Annotated in this window: 21 protein-coding genes and 2 pseudogenes; 7 read left to right on the forward strand and 16 right to left on the reverse strand. The window is 65.2% G+C overall.

Features of this window, described 5'->3' with window-relative positions; genetic code table 11:
• Positions 1-14 precede the first annotated feature (14 nt).
• The gene (locus ABD742_RS23315) at positions 15-653 is read left to right on the forward strand and encodes a TMEM175 family protein (protein ID WP_234751689.1); all 639 of its coding nucleotides are present in this window, start codon (positions 15-17) and stop codon (positions 651-653) included.
• A gap of 226 nt (positions 654-879) precedes the next feature.
• On the opposite strand, the gene ABD742_RS23320 is transcribed toward ABD742_RS23315, so the two are convergent.
• From ABD742_RS23320 to ABD742_RS23360, 9 genes are all read right to left on the reverse strand, one after another.
• A complete protein-coding gene (locus ABD742_RS23320; RefSeq protein WP_234751690.1) occupies positions 880-1,248 on the reverse strand; it encodes a hypothetical protein in 369 nt (122 codons plus the stop codon).
• A 579-nt stretch (positions 1,249-1,827) separates the two neighbouring features.
• On the reverse strand, positions 1,828-2,667 hold the full coding sequence (locus tag ABD742_RS23325) for a cation diffusion facilitator family transporter (RefSeq protein WP_234751691.1): 840 nt from the start codon (positions 2,665-2,667) through the stop codon (positions 1,828-1,830).
• Positions 2,664-2,990: an ArsR/SmtB family transcription factor gene (locus ABD742_RS23330; RefSeq protein ID WP_234751692.1), complete on the reverse strand. Its 327-nt coding sequence runs from the start codon at positions 2,988-2,990 to the stop codon at positions 2,664-2,666. Before ABD742_RS23330 ends, ABD742_RS23325 begins: the two co-directional genes overlap by 4 nt.
• Before the next feature lie 215 nt (positions 2,991-3,205).
• Entirely contained in the window at positions 3,206-3,505 is a 300-nt protein-coding gene (locus ABD742_RS23335) for a hypothetical protein (RefSeq protein WP_234751693.1), read from the reverse strand.
• 37 nt (positions 3,506-3,542) lie between these two features.
• Entirely contained in the window at positions 3,543-3,833 is a 291-nt protein-coding gene (locus tag ABD742_RS23340; RefSeq protein ID WP_234751694.1) for an ArsR/SmtB family transcription factor, read from the reverse strand.
• 90 nt (positions 3,834-3,923) lie between these two features.
• Positions 3,924-4,856, reverse strand: coding sequence for a metal ABC transporter permease (locus ABD742_RS23345; protein ID WP_234751695.1), 933 nt, complete (start codon positions 4,854-4,856; stop codon positions 3,924-3,926).
• Entirely contained in the window at positions 4,853-5,743 is an 891-nt protein-coding gene (locus tag ABD742_RS23350) for a metal ABC transporter permease (RefSeq protein WP_234751696.1), read from the reverse strand. Before ABD742_RS23350 ends, ABD742_RS23345 begins: the two co-directional genes overlap by 4 nt.
• A complete protein-coding gene (locus ABD742_RS23355) occupies positions 5,740-6,573 on the reverse strand; it encodes a metal ABC transporter ATP-binding protein (protein WP_234751697.1) in 834 nt (277 codons plus the stop codon). Before ABD742_RS23355 ends, ABD742_RS23350 begins: the two co-directional genes overlap by 4 nt.
• Positions 6,570-7,508 carry a metal ABC transporter solute-binding protein, Zn/Mn family gene (locus tag ABD742_RS23360; RefSeq protein WP_234751698.1) on the reverse strand — a complete coding sequence of 313 codons (939 nt, stop codon included), beginning with the start codon at positions 7,506-7,508 and terminating at the stop codon, positions 6,570-6,572. Before ABD742_RS23360 ends, ABD742_RS23355 begins: the two co-directional genes overlap by 4 nt.
• Positions 7,509-7,646: 138 nt before the next feature.
• On the opposite strand from ABD742_RS23360, the gene ABD742_RS23365 reads away from it, so the two are divergent.
• A complete protein-coding gene (locus tag ABD742_RS23365) occupies positions 7,647-8,048 on the forward strand; it encodes a Fur family transcriptional regulator (protein ID WP_234751699.1) in 402 nt (133 codons plus the stop codon).
• Between the two features lie 73 nt (positions 8,049-8,121).
• Here the strand turns inward: ABD742_RS23365 and ABD742_RS24435 are convergent.
• The 4 genes and pseudogenes from ABD742_RS24435 to ABD742_RS23385 form a co-directional block, all read right to left on the reverse strand.
• Positions 8,122-8,289 (reverse strand): annotated as a pseudogene (locus ABD742_RS24435) (IS630 family transposase); the annotation flags it as partial.
• A 129-nt stretch (positions 8,290-8,418) separates the two neighbouring features.
• Positions 8,419-10,578: a hypothetical protein gene (locus ABD742_RS23375; protein WP_234751700.1), complete on the reverse strand. Its 2,160-nt coding sequence runs from the start codon at positions 10,576-10,578 to the stop codon at positions 8,419-8,421.
• Positions 10,575-11,501, reverse strand: a complete 927-nt coding sequence (locus tag ABD742_RS23380; protein ID WP_234751701.1) for a hypothetical protein — start codon at positions 11,499-11,501, stop codon at positions 10,575-10,577. The genes ABD742_RS23375 and ABD742_RS23380 overlap by 4 nt, the downstream gene beginning before the upstream one ends.
• Before the next feature lie 595 nt (positions 11,502-12,096).
• Positions 12,097-13,323: a hypothetical protein gene (locus ABD742_RS23385; protein ID WP_234751703.1), complete on the reverse strand. Its 1,227-nt coding sequence runs from the start codon at positions 13,321-13,323 to the stop codon at positions 12,097-12,099.
• A gap of 248 nt (positions 13,324-13,571) precedes the next feature.
• Between ABD742_RS23385 and ABD742_RS23390 the strand changes: the two are divergent.
• A pseudogene (locus ABD742_RS23390) lies at positions 13,572-13,734 on the forward strand (winged helix-turn-helix domain-containing protein); the annotation flags it as partial.
• Here ABD742_RS23390 and ABD742_RS23395 read toward each other — a convergent pair.
• A complete protein-coding gene (locus ABD742_RS23395; protein WP_234751705.1) occupies positions 13,724-15,604 on the reverse strand; it encodes an ABC transporter ATP-binding protein in 1,881 nt (626 codons plus the stop codon). The pseudogene ABD742_RS23390 and the gene ABD742_RS23395 overlap by 11 nt on opposite strands.
• Before the next feature lie 101 nt (positions 15,605-15,705).
• Here ABD742_RS23395 and ABD742_RS23400 point away from each other — a divergent pair, with 101 nt between their 5' ends.
• The 3 genes from ABD742_RS23400 to ABD742_RS23410 are packed head-to-tail and all read left to right on the forward strand — an operon-like array spanning position 15,706 to position 16,854.
• Positions 15,706-16,137 carry a MarR family winged helix-turn-helix transcriptional regulator gene (locus ABD742_RS23400; protein ID WP_234751707.1) on the forward strand — a complete coding sequence of 144 codons (432 nt, stop codon included), beginning with the start codon at positions 15,706-15,708 and terminating at the stop codon, positions 16,135-16,137.
• A 52-nt stretch (positions 16,138-16,189) separates the two neighbouring features.
• Positions 16,190-16,729 (forward strand): hypothetical protein, encoded by a 540-nt coding sequence (locus tag ABD742_RS23405; RefSeq protein WP_234751709.1) that lies wholly within the window; start codon positions 16,190-16,192, stop codon positions 16,727-16,729.
• Between the two features lie 32 nt (positions 16,730-16,761).
• Positions 16,762-16,854 (forward strand): carboxymuconolactone decarboxylase family protein, encoded by a 93-nt coding sequence (locus tag ABD742_RS23410; RefSeq protein WP_425547592.1) that lies wholly within the window; start codon positions 16,762-16,764, stop codon positions 16,852-16,854.
• Between the two features lie 54 nt (positions 16,855-16,908).
• Here the strand turns inward: ABD742_RS23410 and ABD742_RS23415 are convergent, their stop codons facing one another.
• Positions 16,909-17,352 carry a hypothetical protein gene (locus tag ABD742_RS23415; protein WP_234751712.1) on the reverse strand — a complete coding sequence of 148 codons (444 nt, stop codon included), beginning with the start codon at positions 17,350-17,352 and terminating at the stop codon, positions 16,909-16,911.
• A gap of 62 nt (positions 17,353-17,414) precedes the next feature.
• The gene (locus ABD742_RS23420) at positions 17,415-18,503 is read right to left on the reverse strand and encodes a hypothetical protein (protein WP_344789195.1); all 1,089 of its coding nucleotides are present in this window, start codon (positions 18,501-18,503) and stop codon (positions 17,415-17,417) included.
• 249 nt (positions 18,504-18,752) lie between these two features.
• Between ABD742_RS23420 and ABD742_RS23425 the strand changes: the two genes are divergently transcribed.
• The gene (locus tag ABD742_RS23425; protein WP_234751718.1) at positions 18,753-19,685 is read left to right on the forward strand and encodes an NAD-dependent epimerase/dehydratase family protein; all 933 of its coding nucleotides are present in this window, start codon (positions 18,753-18,755) and stop codon (positions 19,683-19,685) included.
• The last annotated feature ends 70 nt before the right edge of the window (positions 19,686-19,755 follow it).

Raw genomic sequence — 19,755 nt, forward strand, 5'->3', positions numbered from 1 at the left:
AACATACTGAATGAATGCAAACAACCCGCGGCTTGGACAGGCTTGTTTTCTTCACGGATGCCGTGACGGCTATCGCCATCACTCTGCTCGTGCTGCCGCTGGTCGACTCCGTCACCCAGGCGGCCCACGACGGGTTGAGTGCTGAGCAATTCATCGGGAACAATTACGCGGCGATCTCTGGCTTCGCCTTGAGTTTCGTGGTGATCGCCCGGCTCTGGCTTGCCCACCATTCGACGTTCGAGCATGTCAGGTCCTACAGCAGTCCACTCCTGTTGCTCAACTTGTTTTGGGCGTTCACGGTGGTGGTGTTGCCGCTGCCGACGGAAATGGTGTCCCAGTTCAGGACTTCGCCCCTCTCGGTCGGCGTCTACATCGGGACGATGGCAGCGAGCAGCCTCACGCTCACGGCCATGACGCTCTTGATCCGGAAGCATCCGCGGCTTGAGATGGAAGAGAATCCCATGCCCGGCCGCGAAGTGTTCTCCAACGCCGTTTCGACGATCGGGTTCTTCATCGCCCTTATCGTGGGAGTGCTCGTGCCGGCCGTCAACTTCTACGCGCTGTTGATTATTTTGCTGACCGTCCCACTGCAGCGGGTCTACGATCGACGATCAGCTGCCGCGCGGCTGGCGCCAGCCGCGCAATCATCTTAAGGCGGAGTTCTGGCGTTTTCTGGTGTCACCGTTGGGTTGCTGTGCAGTCTCGGGATTCAGAAGACTGAGGTCCTTGACTAGAGCGAGTGGTGCCGGTGCCTGCCAATCCGTTCCCAAACGTCGGCTCACTCGTTGTTGCATTCAATACAGCATTGAGACATGGCGGAAGCCTTCACTTGTGGCGTCTGACATCAAACTCTTATCGTCATTCTGAGTCCCTTGAATTTCAGGGGATATCGAAGGGTGATGAAACCTCATCCGGGTGCAACTCGGGTCGGACCCGCAGCAGGCGCACTGGATGCCGGAACGAGCGGCCGGACCACGCCACGTCCGCCGAGACTTCCACGACAAGCGGTTCCACCAGCGTCAGACGCACCGTGCCCCGTTCTTTGCTGAACCTGTCCAACATCGTCTCGGTGATCTCTTCCGGCCACGGATGATCCCCGCGAGATGCCCGCAAATGCATCGCAAGGGATCTGCCGGCATGCGCCGACAGGGGAGTGGAGCGGCCGACAATCCGCAGCCGCCCGGCAACCGGAAGGCCGACCACCGCAGCCGTGGGCTGTGTTCGCGGGCCGATGACCGCCGCACACACGTTCTGTACCCTGGAATCTGTTGTTGCTTTGATTCGTCCCCGTCGATTCCGGCTCGGAAGTGACAATCGCGGTGAGGCGTCGGTTCAGCCGCTACCGGGCTCCGGCGCCGCTCGGGTGCCAGCCGTTCATGCCTGGGGGAATGGGCGGGTGATCAATGTCGGACACTGGATCGCAGGCCTCGCCTCATTAACGGCAGTCCGGTGGAAAGCCCCCGTGTCCGTCAGGCTCGCAGGGAATCTTCCATCCCCGGACGCGTGGACGAGGTAGACCCGTTGTGGCCTCGGGAGGGTGCGGCTCCCGCTTGTGCGTGGCGCGGCGTCGATGCGGCAGGGGCCGACCCAGCGGGTGGGCAGCAGGAAGAAGTGCAGGAGAGTTCTTGCTCGCGGCGGCGTTCCCGTTCCGCGGCTAGCTTGTTCTTTGCTTTTTTGCGCACTTTGCTGGCGGGCATGAAGTGGTCTCTTTCTGGTCGTGTGTACCGCTTAAGGCGGCAGGATTGACGCCCCTGATCGCTGAGGGCGGGGATCCACGGATTTGTTGAGCAGGGGCTCACCCCGCAGTCCGGACTGCGGAACCTCGGTCTACGGGATCTCCCGGAGGCCCAATCGGGGCGATGGCGGGCTGCCGCGGCGGGCCGTTTCCGTTGAACATTCGGGGCAACACCCGTCGGTTGTCCCGGTGCTGGTCCCTGGTTCCACATCGTTTCCGGCTGACTTCGCTGTATCTGGCTGAACGACGTCGCAACCGTCATCGGCGTCCCGATCGACCGCCGATCCCTGATTGCCGGGTTGAGGAACAACGCAACAGGCCTCTCCGCGCCAGGCATCGATGCCTTCGCGGGCGGCGGCCAGGGCGATGACCATGGCGGCGCCCGCGTCGGCCCACCACCAGCCCAGGGCGCTGTTGAGCACCAGACCAGCGAGGAGAACAGCGGAGAGATAGGTGCAAAGCAGGGTCTGTTTGGAATCTGCTACCGCAGTCCGTGAACCGAGTTCACGGCCGGTGCGGCGTTGCAGCCAGGACAGGACGGGCATGACGGCAAGGCTCAGGGCCGCGATGACAATGCCCGGTGCCGAGCGCTGCGCTTCGCCACCGCCTGCAAGAGAGCGGAGCGAGTCCACGGTGACGAACGCGGCCAGCGCGAAGAAGGAGACCGCGATGATGCGCAGCGTCAGGTGCTCGCGTCGTTCGGGGTCCCTGGCGGAAAACTGCCAGGACAAGGCAACGGCAGAGGCCACTTCGATCACCGAATCGAGTCCGAAGCCGATCAGTGCAGACGAGTCCGCGATGCCACCGGCCCAGAGTGCCACGACGGCTTCGATCACGTTATAGGTGATGGTTGCTGCTGCGAACAGGCGGACGCGGCGGCTCAGCACGGCGCGCCGGACGACGGAGGGCGAGGAAAGGCTGCTCGATGTCATGCCAGGCACTCGCCGTCGGGGGCGCAGCAGGCCGGGTCCACGGCGAGCACGACGCCGAGCAGATCCGTGATCGCGCGGCCCAGCCGGGCGTCGGCGAGCTCATACCGGGTCCGCCGGCCGTCAGGAACGGCCACCACCAGCCCACACCCGCGAAGGCACGTCAGATGGTTGGACATGCTCTGCCGCGATACCCCGAGTGAGTCTGCGAGATCGGACGGGTAGCCGGGTTCCGTCGCCAGGGCCAGAAGGATCCGCGCCCTGGTCGGGTCGGAGACGGCGTAGCCGAAGCGAGCCAGCACCGGGGCATGCGTGAGGGTTTCCATGCAGTAAAAGTACATCGACCGATGTATACACGCAACTGTGTATTGATCGCCACGCCAATTCCGGCGACAACAGGCCCTAGGTGAGCCGCAATGCGAACCTGGCCCACGAGCGGGGAAGGTCCGCGAGCCCGGAGCACCATTCCGCAGCCAAATCGGACGCCAAACAACAATGAAGGGCTACGGAGCGTTGCCACCGTGCCCTTCACTGTGCAGGATCAGTGTTCGTCGTAATGGCCCTCGTGCTCGGCGTGCCGGTGGCCGTCATGGACGTAGTCCACATGGTCCCCGTGCTGGACGGCTTCATGTGTGCAGTCCGGTCCGCCGTGCTGGTGCTCGGCCGGGGTGTGCTCCGCCGGATCGTCATGTTCGTCGTAGTGGCCTTCGTGCTCGGCGTGCCGGTGACCGTCGTGGATGTAGTCCACGTGGTCCCCGTGCTGGATCGTGACGTGCTCGCAGTCCGGGCCGCCGTGCTGATGCTCGACGAGTGTATGTTCAGCCTTGACTTCCTCGGTCATGGTGTCCTCCTTCGCTTACGCCGGGAGTGGACCGGCGCTAGCGTTCCTGGCTGTGTGTGATGGCGTCTTGGATGACGTGGGCCACGTGATGGTCGGTCAGGGAGTAGATCGTTTCGCGCCCGGACCTGGATGCCGTGACCAGATTGAGCCCCCGGAGCAACCGCAGATGCTGGGAGACCAAGGGCTGAGACAACTTCGTCGCCTCAGTCAGTGCGCTTACGGACGAGGGCTCGTGGGCAAGCGCGGACAGGATGAGAAGCCGCGAGGTGGCGGACAGGGCTTTGAACAGCTCTGCCGCCCCGGCAAGGGACTCCTCGTCTGGACTCACATAAAGATATAAGCATGTTCTTATACCAGAGGGCAACGGTTTCCGCGCAAGCTCGAGGAATCCCGCCAAAATCCAACACCAAGCGACACGCTACCGGTGCCGGGAACCGGCGGTCGCGCGCGCTCCCTGCCTGGTTTCGGGGTTGGAGGAATCCGGCGACGCCGGGATGCGTGCGCGGCGCGCGAGGATCCAGGATGCTGTTGCCGCGGTGGCGTATTCGAGCGAGGCTGCGCCTGTGATGGTGAAGCTGGAGGGCAGGGTGGGCACCCAGTAGGCGAGGGCCAGCCCGGCCCAGACGGCGGCAACGGCAAGGGCGCCGGAAAGCCAGAAGGCGGTCCATGGTCTGTCGGTCAGCTTGCGGGCCGCGGCGGGGGGTGCGGCGAGGAGCCCGAAGACCAGGAGCGCGCCGACGAGCTGGCTGGCGGTGGCCGCGGTCGCGCCGAGGAGGGCCAGGAAGAAGGGGCCGAGGAACCGCACGGGGATCCCTCGGGCCGAGGCCCCGGCGGGATCGAGGGAGGCGAAGAGCAGGGGCCTGGCGATGGCGAGCAGCACCAGGATCAGGCCTGCCGCTGTCCATGTCTCGGATTGGGCCGCGGCGGAGCTGATGCCCAGGATCGAGCCGAAGAGGACCTTCACGTTGGCGGTGCTGTCGCTCGTGCTGCTCCGGGTGGTGTAGATCGAGAGAAAGAACACCCCGAGCCCGAGGATCCAGGCAAAGGTCGTGCCGATGACGACGTCGTCGGATGCTCCGCGTCCGCCGAAGAGGCCGAGGGCGAACCCGATTCCGATCGTCGCGGTGAACAGCCCGAGGCGTAGGTCCAGGCCGGCGGCGAGGGCGGCGAGGGCTCCGGTGTAGGCGACGTGGGAGAGTGCGTCGCCGGCGAATACCTGTCCGCGGAGGACCACGAAATGGCCGACGAGCCCGGCTAGCAGGGCCACCGCGGTCCCGGCGATGAAGGCGTTCTGCATGAAGGGCTCGGAGAGTATCCACCCTCCGGTGCCGAAGGCCGCGATGCCGGTCATGCCCACACTCCCGCGTTGGGGCGAGCCCGGCGGCGGCCGTGGTGCTCGCGGGCCGCCTGCCAGGCCGTGGCGGCGACGAAGGCGGCGAAGGCCAGGGAGGCAACCCAGAACCCGATGGGGTATGGCGAGAAATATGCGATCGCTTCCCCGGCCCAGGTCGCGGCCAGGGCGATCACGACCGAGAGGGCGATCCCCAGGACCGGCCTGGCGGTGAGCCGGGTCGCGGTGGCTGCGGGGGCGACGAGCAGGGAAAACACGAGAAGGCTCCCGGTGACTTGGCTGGTGCCGGCCGCGGCGACTCCCAGGAGGACGAGGAAGGCGGCCGAGACCGCCCGGACGGGGACGCCGCGTGACCCGGCGATGGCTGGGTCGATCGAGGAGAAGAGCAGTGGCCGGGCGATGCTTGCCAGGGCTGCGAGGCTCACCAGGCCGGCGACGGCCAGCAGGGCCACCTGGCCGGTGGTGACCCCGGTGATGGTTCCGAAGAGGAGGTTGTTCAGGCCGCCCAGGAAGCCCTTGTAGAGGCTGACGAACAGGAACCCGCAGGCCAGGGCGAAGGCTTGGACTGTGCCGATGGCTGCTGATTCCTCGCTGGCGCCTCCGAGCTCGCCCCCTGCCCGGCCGGTGGCGGGAAGTGCAGCGATGACCAGCGCGCCGCCGATGCAGGCCACAAAGTATCCAACTGCAGGGCTCAGGCCAAGCAACGTCGCGCCCGCGGCTCCGGGGAATCCGATGACGGCCAGGGTGTGGCCGGCGAATGATTGCCGCCTCTGGACCATGAACCAGCCGATCGCACCGGCCGCAACGGCCACGATGGTGCCGGCCTGGAAGGCATTTACCATGAAGGGATAGGCGAAGAGCTCCGCGAGGAAGCCTGCGGGATTCACGCGTGCACCTGAGGACCGTGGGGGTGTTCGGGAGGGGCGTCGGGCTGGCCGATGACGACAAGCCTGCCCGCCCGGTCGCGCAGGACGTCTACCGGTGTGCTGTAGAGGGCCGTCAGGGCCTCGGGTGTGATCACTTGCTCCGGGGGACCGGTGATTGCGCTGCCGTGCCCGAGGTAGACCACCTGGTCGAGGTAGGGAAGGATCGGGTTCACATCGTGGGCGACCATCAGCACCGTGACACCCTCGCTGCGGCACACGCCTTGGATGAGGGCGCTCACGGATCTCTGGTTGGTCACGTCCAGGGAGTCGAGTGGCTCGTCCAGGACCAGCAGCTTTGGGCGGCGCACGAGCGCCTGGGCGATGAGCAACCGCTGCTGCTCGCCGCCGGAACACTGCCCGATCGGCCGGTTGGCATAGTCCTCGGCGCCGACGAGCCGGAGAGTTTCCCGCACCCGCGCAGTGGCCGCGCGGCCCTTCCGGCCTAGCAGCCAGCTTGGCAGAGGGGTGCCCCAGCGTTCGCCGTCCAGGCCCAGGCGCACGATATCGGTCCCGCGGATGCGCACGGACGATCCGAAGGCGTGCCGCTGGGGCAGGTAGCCGATCGTGGACCGGTCCTGCCCTGGCTTCCTGCCGAAAACGGCGACGGTCCCGGAGCTGACTGGAACCAGGCCGAGGATGGTCTTCAGCAAAGTCGACTTCCCGGCCCCGTTGGGTCCGAGGACGGCCACGAACTGGCCGGCGTCGACCGTGAAATCGACGCCGGCCCAGACGGTTCGGCCCCCGACCGCAGCGGCCGCGCTGCGGAAGCGGACCGCCGGTTCGTTTTTCATTTCCCGGTGGCCTGCGCCAGCGCCGTCTCGAGGGACTTGAGTTGCGTTGTCTGCCAGTCCTGGAAGGTGGCGCCCTTGGGGCTCAAGGTTTCGGTGACTGCGCTGACAGGGATGCCGGCGGCCTTGGCTGCGTCGACCTGCGCGGCGACGTCGGGGGTGGAGTTCTGGCTGTTGAACACGTAGACCTTCAGCTGCTTGCCCGTGATCTGGGACTTGATCGTCGCCAGATCTGCCGGCGACGGGTCGGTCCCCTCGCTGATGGCCTTCAGGAAGCTCGCCGGTGTGATGAGGTTCAGGCCAAGCGCGGATGCCATCGGGGCAAAGATGCTCTCGCTCGCACCGACCGGCGTTCCGGCGTACTTTGCCTTGATCTCGGCGATCGTGGCGTGGTAATCCGCCAGTGCCTTCGAATCGAACTCGGCCCGCTGGGCGTCGAAGTAGGCCGCGCTCGACGGATCGGCCTTCTTCAGTGCCGCAGTAATAGCGTCCGCGACTTTGCCCACGCTCTCCGGTGCGTACCACTGGTGCGGGTTGCCGTCATCCGGGGTCCCGGTCACAGCCCCCACCTCCACCACCGACCGGTCGCTGGTCGGGTTCGCGGCCACGGCCTTTGCCGCCCAGCTGTCATAGCCGACCCCGTTCTCAACAAACACCTTGGAGGCCGCGATCGTGCGAGCGTCTGCCGGGGTGGGCTCGTAAGCGTGCGGGTCCGTGTCCGGGTTGTTGATGATCGAGGTCGCCTGCACGTGGGTCCCCCCGAGCTCCGAAAGGATGCTTCCCCACGCGTCCGTGCTGGCCGCCACGGGGATCACCTGGACCGATGCGGCAGAACTTCCGGCGGCCGGAGACGAAGCGGATGCTCCCGTACCGCAGCCGGCAAGGGCGATCGCCGCGAGGGCGGCAACAAAAATGGCAGAGGGAAATCGACGGTACATCAGGGGTCCATTCTTCGGGGCTGGGGGGCCGGTGTGTGCCTTACACTCAAATAGTTACATGAGAATGGTTATCATTGTCAATCAAACTGAACCGCCCTCCGGTCGGGGGCTGGAGCGCACCGAGGGGGCGTCGCGGCTGTGAACAGACGAAAGACCCGCAAGCAGGAGGCCGTGCGAGCGGCACTGGAGGGCCGGGAAGGATACCTGAGCGCCCAGGCCCTGCATCGGATCCTTGAGCAGCAGGGCACACCGATCGGCCTCTCCACCGTCTACCGGAATCTCGCCGGACTCTGCGAAGCAGGCCTTGCCGACGTGCTCCACGGCCCCGACGGCACCACCCTGTACCACACCTGCCACTCGCCTCAGGGAATCCATCACCACCTCGTCTGCCGCTCCTGTGGCCGGACCGTCGAACTGGAGCTGACGGAAGCCGACGCTGCCCTCCGCACGGCGGCCGCAGAGCGGGGTTTCGTCCAGGCAGACCCCGCCTGGGATGTCTTCGGCCTGTGTGCAGCCTGCAGCACGCACGACGACCGATGAGTTTAGGCGGCTTCAGTCGCTCGCGCGCCCTGATCCTGCACGTCCTCAAACCGGACGACGGCCAGGGCGGCGACATGGAACGGAACGCGCCGTGCCGCAGGGCCTTGGCTGTCAGTTCCCTGAACCACCGATAGCCCAGATTCAGCCAGGAAGATGAAGTGGGGTGAAATGCAGGGTGGAACCTTGGATGTCTTTCCAGCCAGGTCCCCAATCTCGAAGTCGCAAAAGTATGACTGTGAGTTGGGAGGGGCGGTTAATTCACAGCTGGGATGGGAATGCCCCCCGGCGGGAGAGGGTATCTCTGAGCGAGTCTCTTTCCTCGAGCACATCCAGGAGGGCAGTCGCATAGGTTTTGAGCCGTTTGTCCAAGTCACAGTTGGCTGCGGTGAGCCGGGCATTCCGCTCCTTTTCGTCGGCTAGGGCCTTCCGCAGGTTCTCGACCTCGGGTTTTGTCCTGTTCAGCTCTCTTGCCCGCTCCTGGAACCTTGAGCTGATGTCGGGGTTGTCGTGGGTGAGCCGGTGGCGCTTGACGCCGGCGAGTTCGACGAGGCGGAGGCTTGTGAGGGGGCCGGGCACGCGGCCGTCCAGGAGATCGTCCATGCTGCGTTCGAGGGCTTGGCGGATTTTTTCCTGGGTCGTCATGGTTCTGATGGGTTTCGATGATGCTTTGGATGGACTCTCTTATGGCGGTCGTGCGCTGGTGACGGATCAGCGGGGCCAGCGAGTCGTCCGGAATGCCGGCGAGCCGGGCGCGGAGTTCGTCGATGTCAGAGCCGGTGCGGGCGATGTTGGCGCAGTCGGGTTGGCATCCGGTCAGGACCGGGCCGCCGCCATCCGTGGCCGGGATGCAGCGTGCTTTGGCGCGGTCGAATACGCAGTGGAGCCCGCGTCCGGGGTAGACCTGGAGTACGGGGTCTTGGAGGAGTTTTCGGGCTTGGCGGCCGGTGAGGAGGACCTTCCCAGCGAATTTCTCGCGTGCTACCCTGACGCGTTGTTCGAGTTCGCCGGCGGCCGGTCCGCTGAGGTGTCCTCCGGTGTTGAGGTACGCTTCGAGGTCTGTGGCCTGGTCGATCCGTTCAAGCCATTGTTCGAAGGCGAGGTCGTCCGGGAAGCCCGAGGCGTGGTTTCCGGCGTAGCCCTGGGTGACGTGGACGTTGATATGGCCGTATTGGATTGCGGCGGCGACCAAGCCGCGGGGCCGGCGCACGATGTGCCAGGCGAGGGTTCGGCGGAAGCGGCTGGGGGCGATGCGCCCGTCGGAGTCATTCGGGATGGTGTCCGGACGGCTGTTCTCGCGGCAGAAGCCGTTGACCCATTCCGCGAACGAAGCGATGTCTCCTGCGATTTGCGTGGCTGTCCGGGCCTGGCCTGGCCGCGTTCTTAACCGGCGGGTCCTCGGCCGGTTTTCCTTGGGTCGGATGCTCCTGCCGAAGAGAAAGCGTCCGTCACCGAGTTCCTCGGCGATGGTGAAGGCTTGGGCGACGAGGGGGTGGATGACCCACGGGTTCTCACGCGTTGCGCCTTCTTCTGCCTTGCCGCCGTGGGATCCGGTTGCTCTTTTCCACCGCGTGCCGGTGAGTGTCCACAGGTCCCGCTCGGGATCGTGGTGGAGGCACCCGGTTGTGAGGGTCAGGACCTCTCCCGGTCGCATGCCCGAGAGGTAGGCGATCACGATGTAGCAGGCGGTGTGTGTCCCGTCGGTCAGCACGCGGCCGGGAAGCCCGAGGCCTGCCGCGCGCAGCAGGGCCAGGACATGAACCAGCTTTTGATGCCGGTCCCTCTCATACAGCCTTCGGCCGGCCTGTCGGTATCCGCGTCCTCCCATGGTGGTCCTACGGTATTCGTCGAAGTTTGGGACGATGTCTGCCGAGATCTCTTCGATGAACCGGATCGCCCATGCCAGCAGGGGGACGAGCGTTGCATCGCCGATCCGGGGTATGCGGTTGTGCGGCTGGACGTCGGTGCGTGCGCCCAGCAGCTCTCTGGCGGGCGCATCGTCCCAAGGTGGAGCGTCCGGCATCGCCAGCCGCGGCGGAACCACGTCTCGGTAAGCCCATAACCGCCGCACTTCCGCGACGGAGTGCCGCCTGGACCCGTAGGAGACCCCCGAATCGCCCAGGAATGCCAAGTACTCATCGAGGCGCGCCGCGTCCAGCTCCGCGAAAGATTCCAGACCCCGTCCCGCAGCCCAGATGATCAGCCGCTCGATAGGTCCCTTCACGAACGACACCGATCGCAAGGAGCAGCGGATTCCGGCGCGGGCGGATGGCAGGGCGCGCGGATGGTCTTCGTTGATCAGCTGCCACAGGTACCCTTTGACCGCGTCCCGCCATGGTTGCGGAAGCCGTTTGAAGTTGATGCTCGTGGAGTCGCTGTGGTCCTCGAAGATCCCGGCAGTGAGGTCCCAACGGTCATCGCCGAACCGTGACAGCGTCTCCGGGGCGATCTCCGGCCGGATCGGTCGGCCGAGCAGGACCGGAGTACCGGACACCGGTGCCGGCTGGCCGGTGTCGATGGCGTAAAAGCTCATGGGATCTCCAACTCATTTTCAAGGAGGGCTCGGACAAGGCGGGCGTCTTCGGCGGAGGCTCGCCCGGCCCCCGCCTGGACATCTGCGCGCTGGAGCTGAAGGACGTCGTCGAGCCGATCGGCCGCCGGGGCGAAACGCCGATCCCACTCGGACGGCGTTATCTCGGTGCGTCGGGCTCTGAGCTCAGTGAGCATCAGGGCCTGGACCGGCACATGCCTGGGCTCGGAACGCGAGCACGGGCAGGTGAGGCAAAGGAGGAACGATGCCGTGCACGGCCGCCCCTGCTCGCTGTAAGGGCTGTGCTCGTTGTCCACGCAGGCCGATCCGACCGTGTCCAGTCTCCCGGCGAGCACTTTCCCAAGGATCTCCTCGCTGACTCCGAACCTCGCCGCTACCTCTGCCGGGTCGTGAAGGGCTGCGCGGCAGTCTTCATCGCTGAGGGTGCGGTCCAGGTTCTCGGCGCGGATCCTCTCGACCTCGCCTTTGAGAGCTACTGCCACGACATCCTGATAGCTACTGAGCGACGTTCGGTCACGGACGAGGTTGACAGAGGCAAGCGTGGCGCTGGCCTGGGCAACCGGGCGCTGGTGAAGCTCGAGGAAGGTCCGCCGGATCCGACGGGAATCCACGCGCCGGGGCATGCCGTCCCCATCTGAAAAACCCTCCAGCGGCCCGAAGAGGCCCACAGCCGGCGTGCGGTAGCCCAGATTCCCGGGGGTTCCCAACCGATAGCTGAAGGAGTGGTAGACGATCAGATCGGGATAGGCGAGGTACTGCCGGGCGCCACGGCCGAACTCGAGGGCGATCTCGTAAACGCCGTGGGCGGAGCCGTAGTCGTCCCGGTCCACCAATGGTCTCCGCGCGGCAGAGAGGGTCAGGTCCATCTCGGACCGCAGCGGTCCCGCGCCGTGGTTTGCTGCCACGTGTGACCAGGGCAGGAACCTCACCGAGGGCGGTCGACACGGAATGCTCGGCACTCATTCCCAGCACCGTCGATGCGTTCAGGCCCGTCATGCACATCATCAGGATTGCCATGGCCTCGGCTTCGTGCCTCAGAGGGTGCAGTTCCGAGACCAGGTCCGCGCAAGACGAGTACCGTACCTTGCCGCTGTCGCGTCGTGGGACGCCCCCGTGAACTGCGATATATGCCAGCTTCGCTGCCCTCGTTCCCGCCCGGAAACAGGCGTCTCCCGGCCGGGGGTCCCCGGACAGGTATCAGTCGGCCTCGGCCCGGGCAGCCCGGATACGCGTCACCGCCGGCTCGGACGATGCGCCTGGCCGCCCGCCGGATCTGGCGGAACTCAGCCCCGGTGTAGGCCTGGACAGCGGCGCGGGGGGTCGTCGCCCGGACCGGGGTGTAGAGGGCATCGCGGAACTCGTTCGGGACACCGTCGACGCCTCGAAGCACGGTCGTGAGGGCGAGCACGACCGCGTTTCCTTCCCGTGTCCCCAGCATCCGCAGCTCGAGGACATATCCGGCCCGCAGCTCGCCCACGCATGCGGCCGGTCTTGGCCTGGTCAGGATGAGGTTCGCGAAGGAACGCAGGGTTTCGAAGAGCCCGTCGGCGGACGGAATCGTCCGCCTCGTCCCCGCAGTCCGATGAAAGGCTCAAGATAGATGTTCCTGGTCGTGTTCACATCCGAATGCCCGAGCATCGTCTGCACCAGAGACCATGTGTCGCCGAACTGCTCCCGGAAGTCCTCCAGACCGTCCGGTCCCTTGATGAACAGCAGGCTCCGGTCGGCCGGGGACAGGTCATTCAGGTTCGCGAGCACGGTACTTCCACCCGGTTCGGCAATCCGCACCAGGCCACGGTCGGTTATCCCCTGGACAATCCGCCTGCCGGCCAGGCTTTCGTACAAGCCGCTCTCGAGGCCGCGGAGGATCGCGGCGGCCCGGTCGGTCTGGACGTAGTTCCACATGCCGTCGAGCGACTCGCGGCCCATCCAGTACCGTCGGCTCCGGCCGCCCTTTGCGCAGCTGCCCGCCAGGCGAGCCGTGGCGTAGGCTTTCGCGGCACCGTCGGTAGGGAGCTCGATGAGGCAAATCGAGGCGAGCTCCTGTATGCGCAGTCCGGTCCTGTAGAGGCCGTCAACGAATGCCGCATCCCGGGTCTGGGACCGCGGCCTCCAGCGCGTCTTCTCCGCCCCGCCGGGCTCCTTTCCGTGGATCCCGACGTCACGCCACAGGCGGAACGCTCCTGGAGAGAGCCATTTGACGTCTGCTGCACGGATCGCCGAGGCTCTGGCGCGGGGGTCTCGCACCGCGACCCGGTTCCCTACCCACGCTTGCTTTTGAGCCGCGGGAAGGAGCCGGTTCGTGCCGAGCCGGTCTGCGGCCCAGTCGTGGAAGGCAAGGATTGCGGCAAGGTCGCCCTGCCATGTCGCGCCGGAAATACGACGCGGATTATCCAAGGCCGAGGTCCTCCAGAAGCGATAGTCGAATAGATCGTTTTCGGCTGCCCCTGTCCACTCCTTGCTCCGCGTCTGGAGGAAGTTGAACCAGGTCCGAAGGGCAAATGCGTACTGTCGGTTCGTTCCCGCCGTCAGATTCCGCATCCGCCCGCTGGCAAAGAACTTGTTGCCCGCGTCATGCGGCACGCCTTCGTGATCCAGGAACAACGGGCGCCCTGCATCGAGCCGCACACCCAGCCGGCCAACGCGGGCCAGGAGACCGTCATCCCGTGCTGGGCCGGAGTCCTTGGCGAAGTGCAGCCACCACGTCCCGCCGCCAGATTCGACCATGGCCCGACAGTACGACCGATCTCATGAATCCTCCTTGCAACACGTACGAAATGGCGAGAGTTCACACGACGTCCACGGACCGGCGGTACTTCACCTTAACCACTGCTTCTTGCCGCCCACGTAAACCTGGGAAGCCCCCTTGCAGACAAGGCCTTCAATGCCGGTAGCTGGCATTTCCTCGAACCAGGACACCGGCAATTCCCGGTCCTTGGTCACTGGGAGAGGTTCAATGGGGCAGACCAGTCCCGTGCCAGCAGCTCCTCAGCGAGGTCTGGGGGCCTGGCCTACGCCAAGGAAGCCAACTACCTGCGCGTGTACATGGCGCAGCTCCGGCGGAAACTGGAAGCGGAGCCCGGGAACCCGCGCCACTTGATCACCGAGGTGGGGATCGGATACCGGTTCATGCCGTGAGGCGGGCTGCGGCGCCGGCGAACTCCACAGTCCCTCCGGCCTCGACAAGCCGTGCGTACGCGCCGCCGGCATCGCGAAGCTGTCCGGGCGTTCCAGCCTCGACGATGGCACCCCGGGCCAGCACTGCCAGCTGGTCGGCTTTCTCCACTGTGGAGAGCCGGTGGGCGATGGTGAGCGTAGTCCGGCCAACCGCCAGCCGGTCGAGCGCCGCCTGGACCTGGGCCTCGGTGGCGTTGTCCAGGGCGGAAGTGGCCTCGTCGAGAACCAGCACTTTAGGATTGCGCAGGATGGTTCGGGCAATGGCCAAGCGTTGCTGTTCTCCTCCGGAGAACCGGTGGCCGCGGGCGCCGACCATGGTGTCCAGGCCGTCGGGCAAGCTTGCGATCAGGTCCGCGATCTGCGCGGAGGCCAGGGCGCTCCACAGGACTGCGTCGTCCGCACCGGGTGCGGCCAGCAGCAGGTTTTCCCGGATGGTGTCGTGAATCAAGTACGTCTCCTGGGACACGACACCCACGATTTTCGTCAGGTCCTCAGGGGCGATGTCGCGGACGTCCACACCGTCAATGGTGATTCGTCCGGCCGTGGCGTCATGCAAGCGGGGGACCAGCGAGCCCAGTGTTGATTTCCCGGAGCCCGTGGGGCCCACGATTGCGGTGCTGGTGCCGGCCGGAAGCGTAAGGTCGATGCCGAGCAGGACTTCAGTGCCGCCGTCGTACGCGAAACGGACGCCTTCGAAGCGGACCTCGCCGCGCACTGCGGCCGGATCCACCGGGACGGGCCGCGCCGGGGCAGTGATCTCGGGAGCCAAGTCCAGGTACTCAAAGATGCGGCTGAAAAGGGCCATCGCGGTGACCCATTGGACGCCGAGGTCCAGGAGGCTCATGACGGGGCGGAAGATCGCACCCTGCAGGGCAGTGAACGCCACGAGCGTCCCGATGGTCATGCCTCCGCTCGTGACGGGCAGTCCAGCGGCCAGGTAGATGAGCGCCGGAATGGCCGAGAAGATGATGCCCATGGTGGACATCCGCCAGCGGCCGGCCAACTGGGAGCGCATCTCCAGTCCGATCAGCCGTTTGGAGCTTTCCGTGTAGCGGTGTGCGTCGCGCTTGGTGGTTCCGAGGGTTTTGGAGAGCCGGACGCCGGAGACCGACAGTCCTTCCTCGACCTGCGTGTTCATGGTGGCCAGTTCGCTCTGCAGCGTGGACGTGATGTTGCGCCGGAGCAGGGCCACCCGGCGGGTGAACAAGACTGCCGGCGGGATCACTATCAGGGACAGGAGCGAGAGCCCGGGCGAAATGGCGACCATGGCGATGGCGGTGGCAATTGCCGTGGTCAGGTTGGACGCAACACCGGTCGCGGTGGAGGTGATGACCTGCTGCAGGCCGGAAATGTCGTTGTTCAACCGCGACTGCACCTCGCCGCTGCGGGTCCGGGTGAAGAATCCCAGTGATTGCTGCTGCAGGTGTGTAAACAAGCGCGTGCGCAGCGTGTGCATGATCTTCTGGCCCATGCCCGTAGTCATCCAGGTCTGCAGCACGCCGATGAGTGCGGTTGCGGCTGCCACGGCGATCAATCCGGCGGCCAGCCACGCGAGAAGCGGTAGATCCTTGCCGGGGAGCGCGACGTCGATGATGTGGCGGACGAGGAACGGCTGTGCCAAGCCGATGATGCTCGACGCGCTGATGAGAAGCACGACGGCGGCAATGGTCACCTTGTGCGGTGTGAACAGCCCGGCGATCCGTTTGAGGCTCACGGGATGCTGTTTTAGCTGGGTGCGGTCGGCAGGATTGAGGCGGGCGGGGCCGCGGCCGGGATTTCGGGCTCCAGCGCCCGGACGATGGGGATTTTGGGTGAGGATATTCTCCGTCATAAGCACCACCTCCAGTGGCGAGCGGGGCGCGGGAATCGCGCCTTTCTAATACAGAGGCTACCTCACTATGTGGTTACGGGTCAAATTGCTAGACTGGCAAAATGCACTCACAGCCCTCCGATTCTGCCGACCTTGGCGATCTCTTCCATGCCGCTTTCCGAGGGCTGCGCCGGACCTGGGCCGAGCAGCTGTCGCCCTGGGAGCTGACGCCGCACCAGTGGCGGGCGCTCATGACGCTTATGCGCCCGGCGCCCGGGGAGCCGATGCGGTTGAAAGACCTGGCGGAACGGCTGCGCATTGCGCCGCGTTCGGCCACGGAAGTGGTGGACCAGCTGGAGGTCAAAAGCCTCGTCCGTCGCGATCCGGACCCCACGGACCGGCGGGCCACCCTTGTCGCCGCCACCCCAGCCGGCCAGCAGCTCTTCGCGAAGATCAGCGCCGAACGTCGCGGCAAGTCGTCCGAGTACTTTGCCCGGCTCAGCGCAGAAGATCGCGACGAGCTGGCCCGGATTCTGGGGCAGCTCAGGGATTGAAGCCAACGCCGCTTCCCTCCCAAGTTGCCGCAGAGTAGGTAGAGTCGAAGCCATGACTCGCCGGAAGGTTCCAGTTGCCCTCGTCGCGCTCCCTTTCGCGTTGTGCCTTATCGCACTTGCGCCAGCGGAGACCGCAGGGGCCGCATCCTGCGATTCGCAAGGCCTTCTAGGGGTAGTTGGCATGTGCTCTCCCGGCAGCTCCCCATCTCCCCGGCCGACGGGCAAAGCAACCCCGTCCACCACGGCCAGCCCACCGGTACAACCGCAACCCCAGCCGGATCCCGGCGTCGCAGTTCCTCCCGGTGGCGCTTCAACGACCGCGCCGGCGGTGACCGCCGAACCGGCACCCACCCAGGTGGCGCCACCCGCTACGATCACCGCTGCGGTGCCGTCGCCGATCGTTTCCAATCCGAGCCCCTCGACGCAAAATTCAGCCTCGGCGGCGGCCGCCCGCATTGACCCCGGCGCCCCTGCCCAGAGCGACCATCCCATCGCTCCAACCGTCTCGGTGGCTGGAATCCTGGTGGCCTTCGGCGGAACCCTCATTGCCGCGGGCGGCGTCGTTGGCCTCAGAAGATTTCCGCCGCTCTAATCCCGGCCCCTGAGATACTGAGCGAGTCCGAATTGAGCGAGGCGATTACGCACTTGGCGTTCTACGCGGGCTGGCCGAAAGCGATGTCCGCCATGGCGGTCGCCAAGCAGGTGTTTGCCGAGTAGCCAAGTTCACGTCAGAGGGCGCTTGGCCCCCTCTTTCCCGGTTGCTGGCCGAAGTCAGGCCTGCGGGGTCTGCCCTTGGAGGGAGGCAATCTGTGCCCGCGCGGCTGCGATGAGCTCCTCGTTAGTGTTGGCGTGGCCGTTGAGGCCCCAGCCGCCGTCGGGGGCTTCCGTGAGCAGGACCCAGGTTCGATCGGGCAGTGTCGGATCCGCGGCCGCCGTCGCGACGAGCGCGGTGAGCTGTTCGACCAAAGCGAGCTGCTTTTCGCGGTTCAGTGCACCCGCGTTCGTGAGCACCTGGACGCGCACGTAGTTGCTGTCGCCGTCGACATTCGACAGATCCCCCTCCGGGAGTTCGTGGATAAATGCCGCCGTGTTCTTGCGGAACATCGGGATATCCGGAACCTGCTCCACCCGCATCACCGTCGATGCCAGATCAACGGCGAGCTGATGCTTGTCGGCAAAGGTTCCTGTCGTGGCGTACACGTCGATCATGGGCATGATGCTTCTCCTCTTCGATGTGGGTCAGCGGTCATTTCTTGTGCCATCCTTGCACTTTGATGTCACCGTGTCTTCCTCTGGGCGATCATTTGCGGGTCGTCCGGCTTGACGTCCTTGGAAGTGCGGTTCTTTGGCCGGTGCGGCATGATCGGTTCGGACGCGAAGCGTCGTGGGCCACTCCACATTGATGGCGGGGCGTCGATCGCGTAGGCAAGGGCGTATGCGACCTTCTCGTAGTTGACGCGCCAGCCCCTGAAGTGGGGCCACGCTTGTTCCGCCGTCACCTCAACCGGGTAGTCGACGGCCCGCATGAGCTCCACGGCCGCTTGAAAGTCTTCGAATTTCACGTCGAGTTCGGAATCGGGATCTGGGTCTTCCTCGACCGGGATACGAATAGCCCGCGCCACTTGATTCAGGCAGGTGAAACCCATCCGAAGGACCAGCCGCGCCCGGGTGCTCGGGGCAGACCCCGGACTCAAGGAAAGCTGCAACGCGGCCGCGTCCATGACGCTGAGGAGGGAGTTGAGCCAGTTGGATTGCGGTGAAGGTGAACGGAACCACACCAAGGTGAGGTAGGTGCTGTGTGATTCGGCTACATCCGCGGCCCATCGCTCCCACCTTTGGTAAAGCTCGCTGAGCTCGCTCGTACTGGTTTGAGCGGCCATGCCAAACCGTGTGCGCACAAGAAGCTCCGGTCCCCATGAAGGTGAACCTGCCCGCGATACCAGGAGCGTTACCTCCGACTCCCGCCTATTGAAGGCTGCATAGAGGGTTGGTAAGTAACCAATCTGCAAAGCGATGACAATCAACCCGGTATACGCGGCAACGTAAACCAACACCGTATTGCCGACATTCGATGGCGCAGCGTAGCCGAGGGTGAACATCGCGGAGCCGGCCTCGCTTGAAGCTGCCCAGTAGTCGCCGTCGACGAAGGGAAGGAGCAGGAGGCTGAACGACAGATCGAACAGGATCACCCAAACCAGCAGGCGGACGAAGAGCGCCATCGGAGACTGCCAGGCAAGGATCCGATCACGCGCTTCGTACGAGGTGACGGGTTTTGTGATGGCAAAGAAGATTTTCGCAGTGACCAAATGGGTCACCCGTGAAAGGTTGCTGTGCAGCGGACGTGGCACGATCAGCGTTCCGATCACACTCATCCAGTTCAGGAGCAACCCAACCAACCCGACTGAAAAACACGCCCACACGATTACTGTCAATGCGCTCTTTCGACGTTGTTGGACACCAATTCAGCTATTGACCACCGGAAAGGACAAAGCTGGTGAGGCTCGTATCATTCATTCCACCGTCGGACCTTGTCAAGGGTGATGGGCTCCGTCGTGTTGTAGGGTGTGCCGTGTCACCCAGCAACGCGTGGCCGGACAGCTCAGGAGATAACCATCGTGGTAAGCCATCTCATCCTCGGCGCGGGACTGGTAGGCGGGACGCTCGCGAGGCAGCTCTCCGCCCGTGGAGACCAGGTCACACTCGGCACGCGCAGCGGCACTACGATCCCTGGTGCGACTCCCGTGAAGCTGGACGCCAGCAACCCGGCCGATGTGACACAGGCTGCGTGCGGAGCCGGCGCGATCTTTGTGTGCACCAACCCGCCGTACACCAAGTGGGTAGCCGACTGGCCACCGATCTTCGACGCTGTGATCACTGCGGCCCGTGACTCCGGGGCCGCGCTTGTACTCATGGGCAACCTCTATGCGTACGGACCGCCGGCCGGTCCGATGACCGAGCACTCACAGCTCGCCACCACCGAGAAAAAGGGCCTGGTACGCAAGGCGGGTTGGGAGAAAGTGCTCGCCGCGCACCAACGCGGTGAAATCCGGGCCGTGGAGGTTCGTGCCAGCGACTACTTCGGTCCCGGGGCTGCGGGGATGTCGACACACCTTGGCGGTGGCTTCTTCGAACCACTCCTGGCTTCCAAAACGGCGCGGGTCGTTGGGAACCCTGCGCTAGAGCACAGTTGGAGCTTCCTTCCCGATATCGCCGCGACATTGATCGCAGCTGCCGACCACACGGGCGAATGGGGGCGCGCCTGGCATGTGCCGAGTGCATCCGTCCCCCGTTCGGAAATCGTGCGGCAGGTGAACGAGCGCTGGGGCGTCAATGGTCGGGTCGCGCGGATCCCGCAATGGTTGCTCAGCGCTTCAGGCACGGTCATTCCCATCCTGCGCGAGATCTCGGCTTCAAGCTACCAATTCACGATGCCCTTCGTGATCGACTCCGCGGAGACGCAGAAGATGCTGGGTGTCACGGCAACACCATGGCACGAAGCGCTGGAGGTCACGGTGGACAGCTACCGTAAGCCGTTAACAAGCAACTAAAGCGCCTAGATCACGCGGTGATCCACGATAAATGCCCCGGCACCATCACATAGTGCCAGGGCATTTTCGC

This window comes from Arthrobacter ramosus (assembly GCF_039535095.1).
Classification (GTDB): domain Bacteria; phylum Actinomycetota; class Actinomycetes; order Actinomycetales; family Micrococcaceae; genus Arthrobacter; species Arthrobacter ramosus.

Excerpts from the sequence above, each read along its gene's own strand:
- ABD742_RS23315 (WP_234751689.1), top strand. The coding sequence starts at position 15 with ATGCAAACAACCCGCGGCTTGGACAGGCTTGTTTTCTTCACGGATGCC.
- ABD742_RS23325 (WP_234751691.1), bottom strand. The coding sequence starts at position 2,667 with ATGACATCGAGCAGCCTTTCCTCGCCCTCCGTCGTCCGGCGCGCCGTG.
- ABD742_RS23330 (WP_234751692.1), bottom strand. The coding sequence starts at position 2,990 with ATGGAAACCCTCACGCATGCCCCGGTGCTGGCTCGCTTCGGCTACGCC.
- ABD742_RS23335 (WP_234751693.1), bottom strand. The coding sequence starts at position 3,505 with ATGACCGAGGAAGTCAAGGCTGAACATACACTCGTCGAGCATCAGCAC.
- ABD742_RS23345 (WP_234751695.1), bottom strand. The coding sequence starts at position 4,856 with ATGACCGGCATCGCGGCCTTCGGCACCGGAGGGTGGATACTCTCCGAG.
- ABD742_RS23355 (WP_234751697.1), bottom strand. The coding sequence starts at position 6,573 with ATGAAAAACGAACCGGCGGTCCGCTTCCGCAGCGCGGCCGCTGCGGTC.
- ABD742_RS23360 (WP_234751698.1), bottom strand. The coding sequence starts at position 7,508 with ATGTACCGTCGATTTCCCTCTGCCATTTTTGTTGCCGCCCTCGCGGCG.
- ABD742_RS23375 (WP_234751700.1), bottom strand. The coding sequence starts at position 10,578 with ATGAGCTTTTACGCCATCGACACCGGCCAGCCGGCACCGGTGTCCGGT.
- ABD742_RS23385 (WP_234751703.1), bottom strand. The coding sequence starts at position 13,323 with ATGGTCGAATCTGGCGGCGGGACGTGGTGGCTGCACTTCGCCAAGGAC.
- ABD742_RS23395 (WP_234751705.1), bottom strand. The coding sequence starts at position 15,604 with ATGACGGAGAATATCCTCACCCAAAATCCCCATCGTCCGGGCGCTGGA.
- ABD742_RS23400 (WP_234751707.1), top strand. The coding sequence starts at position 15,706 with ATGCACTCACAGCCCTCCGATTCTGCCGACCTTGGCGATCTCTTCCAT.
- ABD742_RS23405 (WP_234751709.1), top strand. The coding sequence starts at position 16,190 with ATGACTCGCCGGAAGGTTCCAGTTGCCCTCGTCGCGCTCCCTTTCGCG.
- ABD742_RS23415 (WP_234751712.1), bottom strand. The coding sequence starts at position 17,352 with ATGCCCATGATCGACGTGTACGCCACGACAGGAACCTTTGCCGACAAG.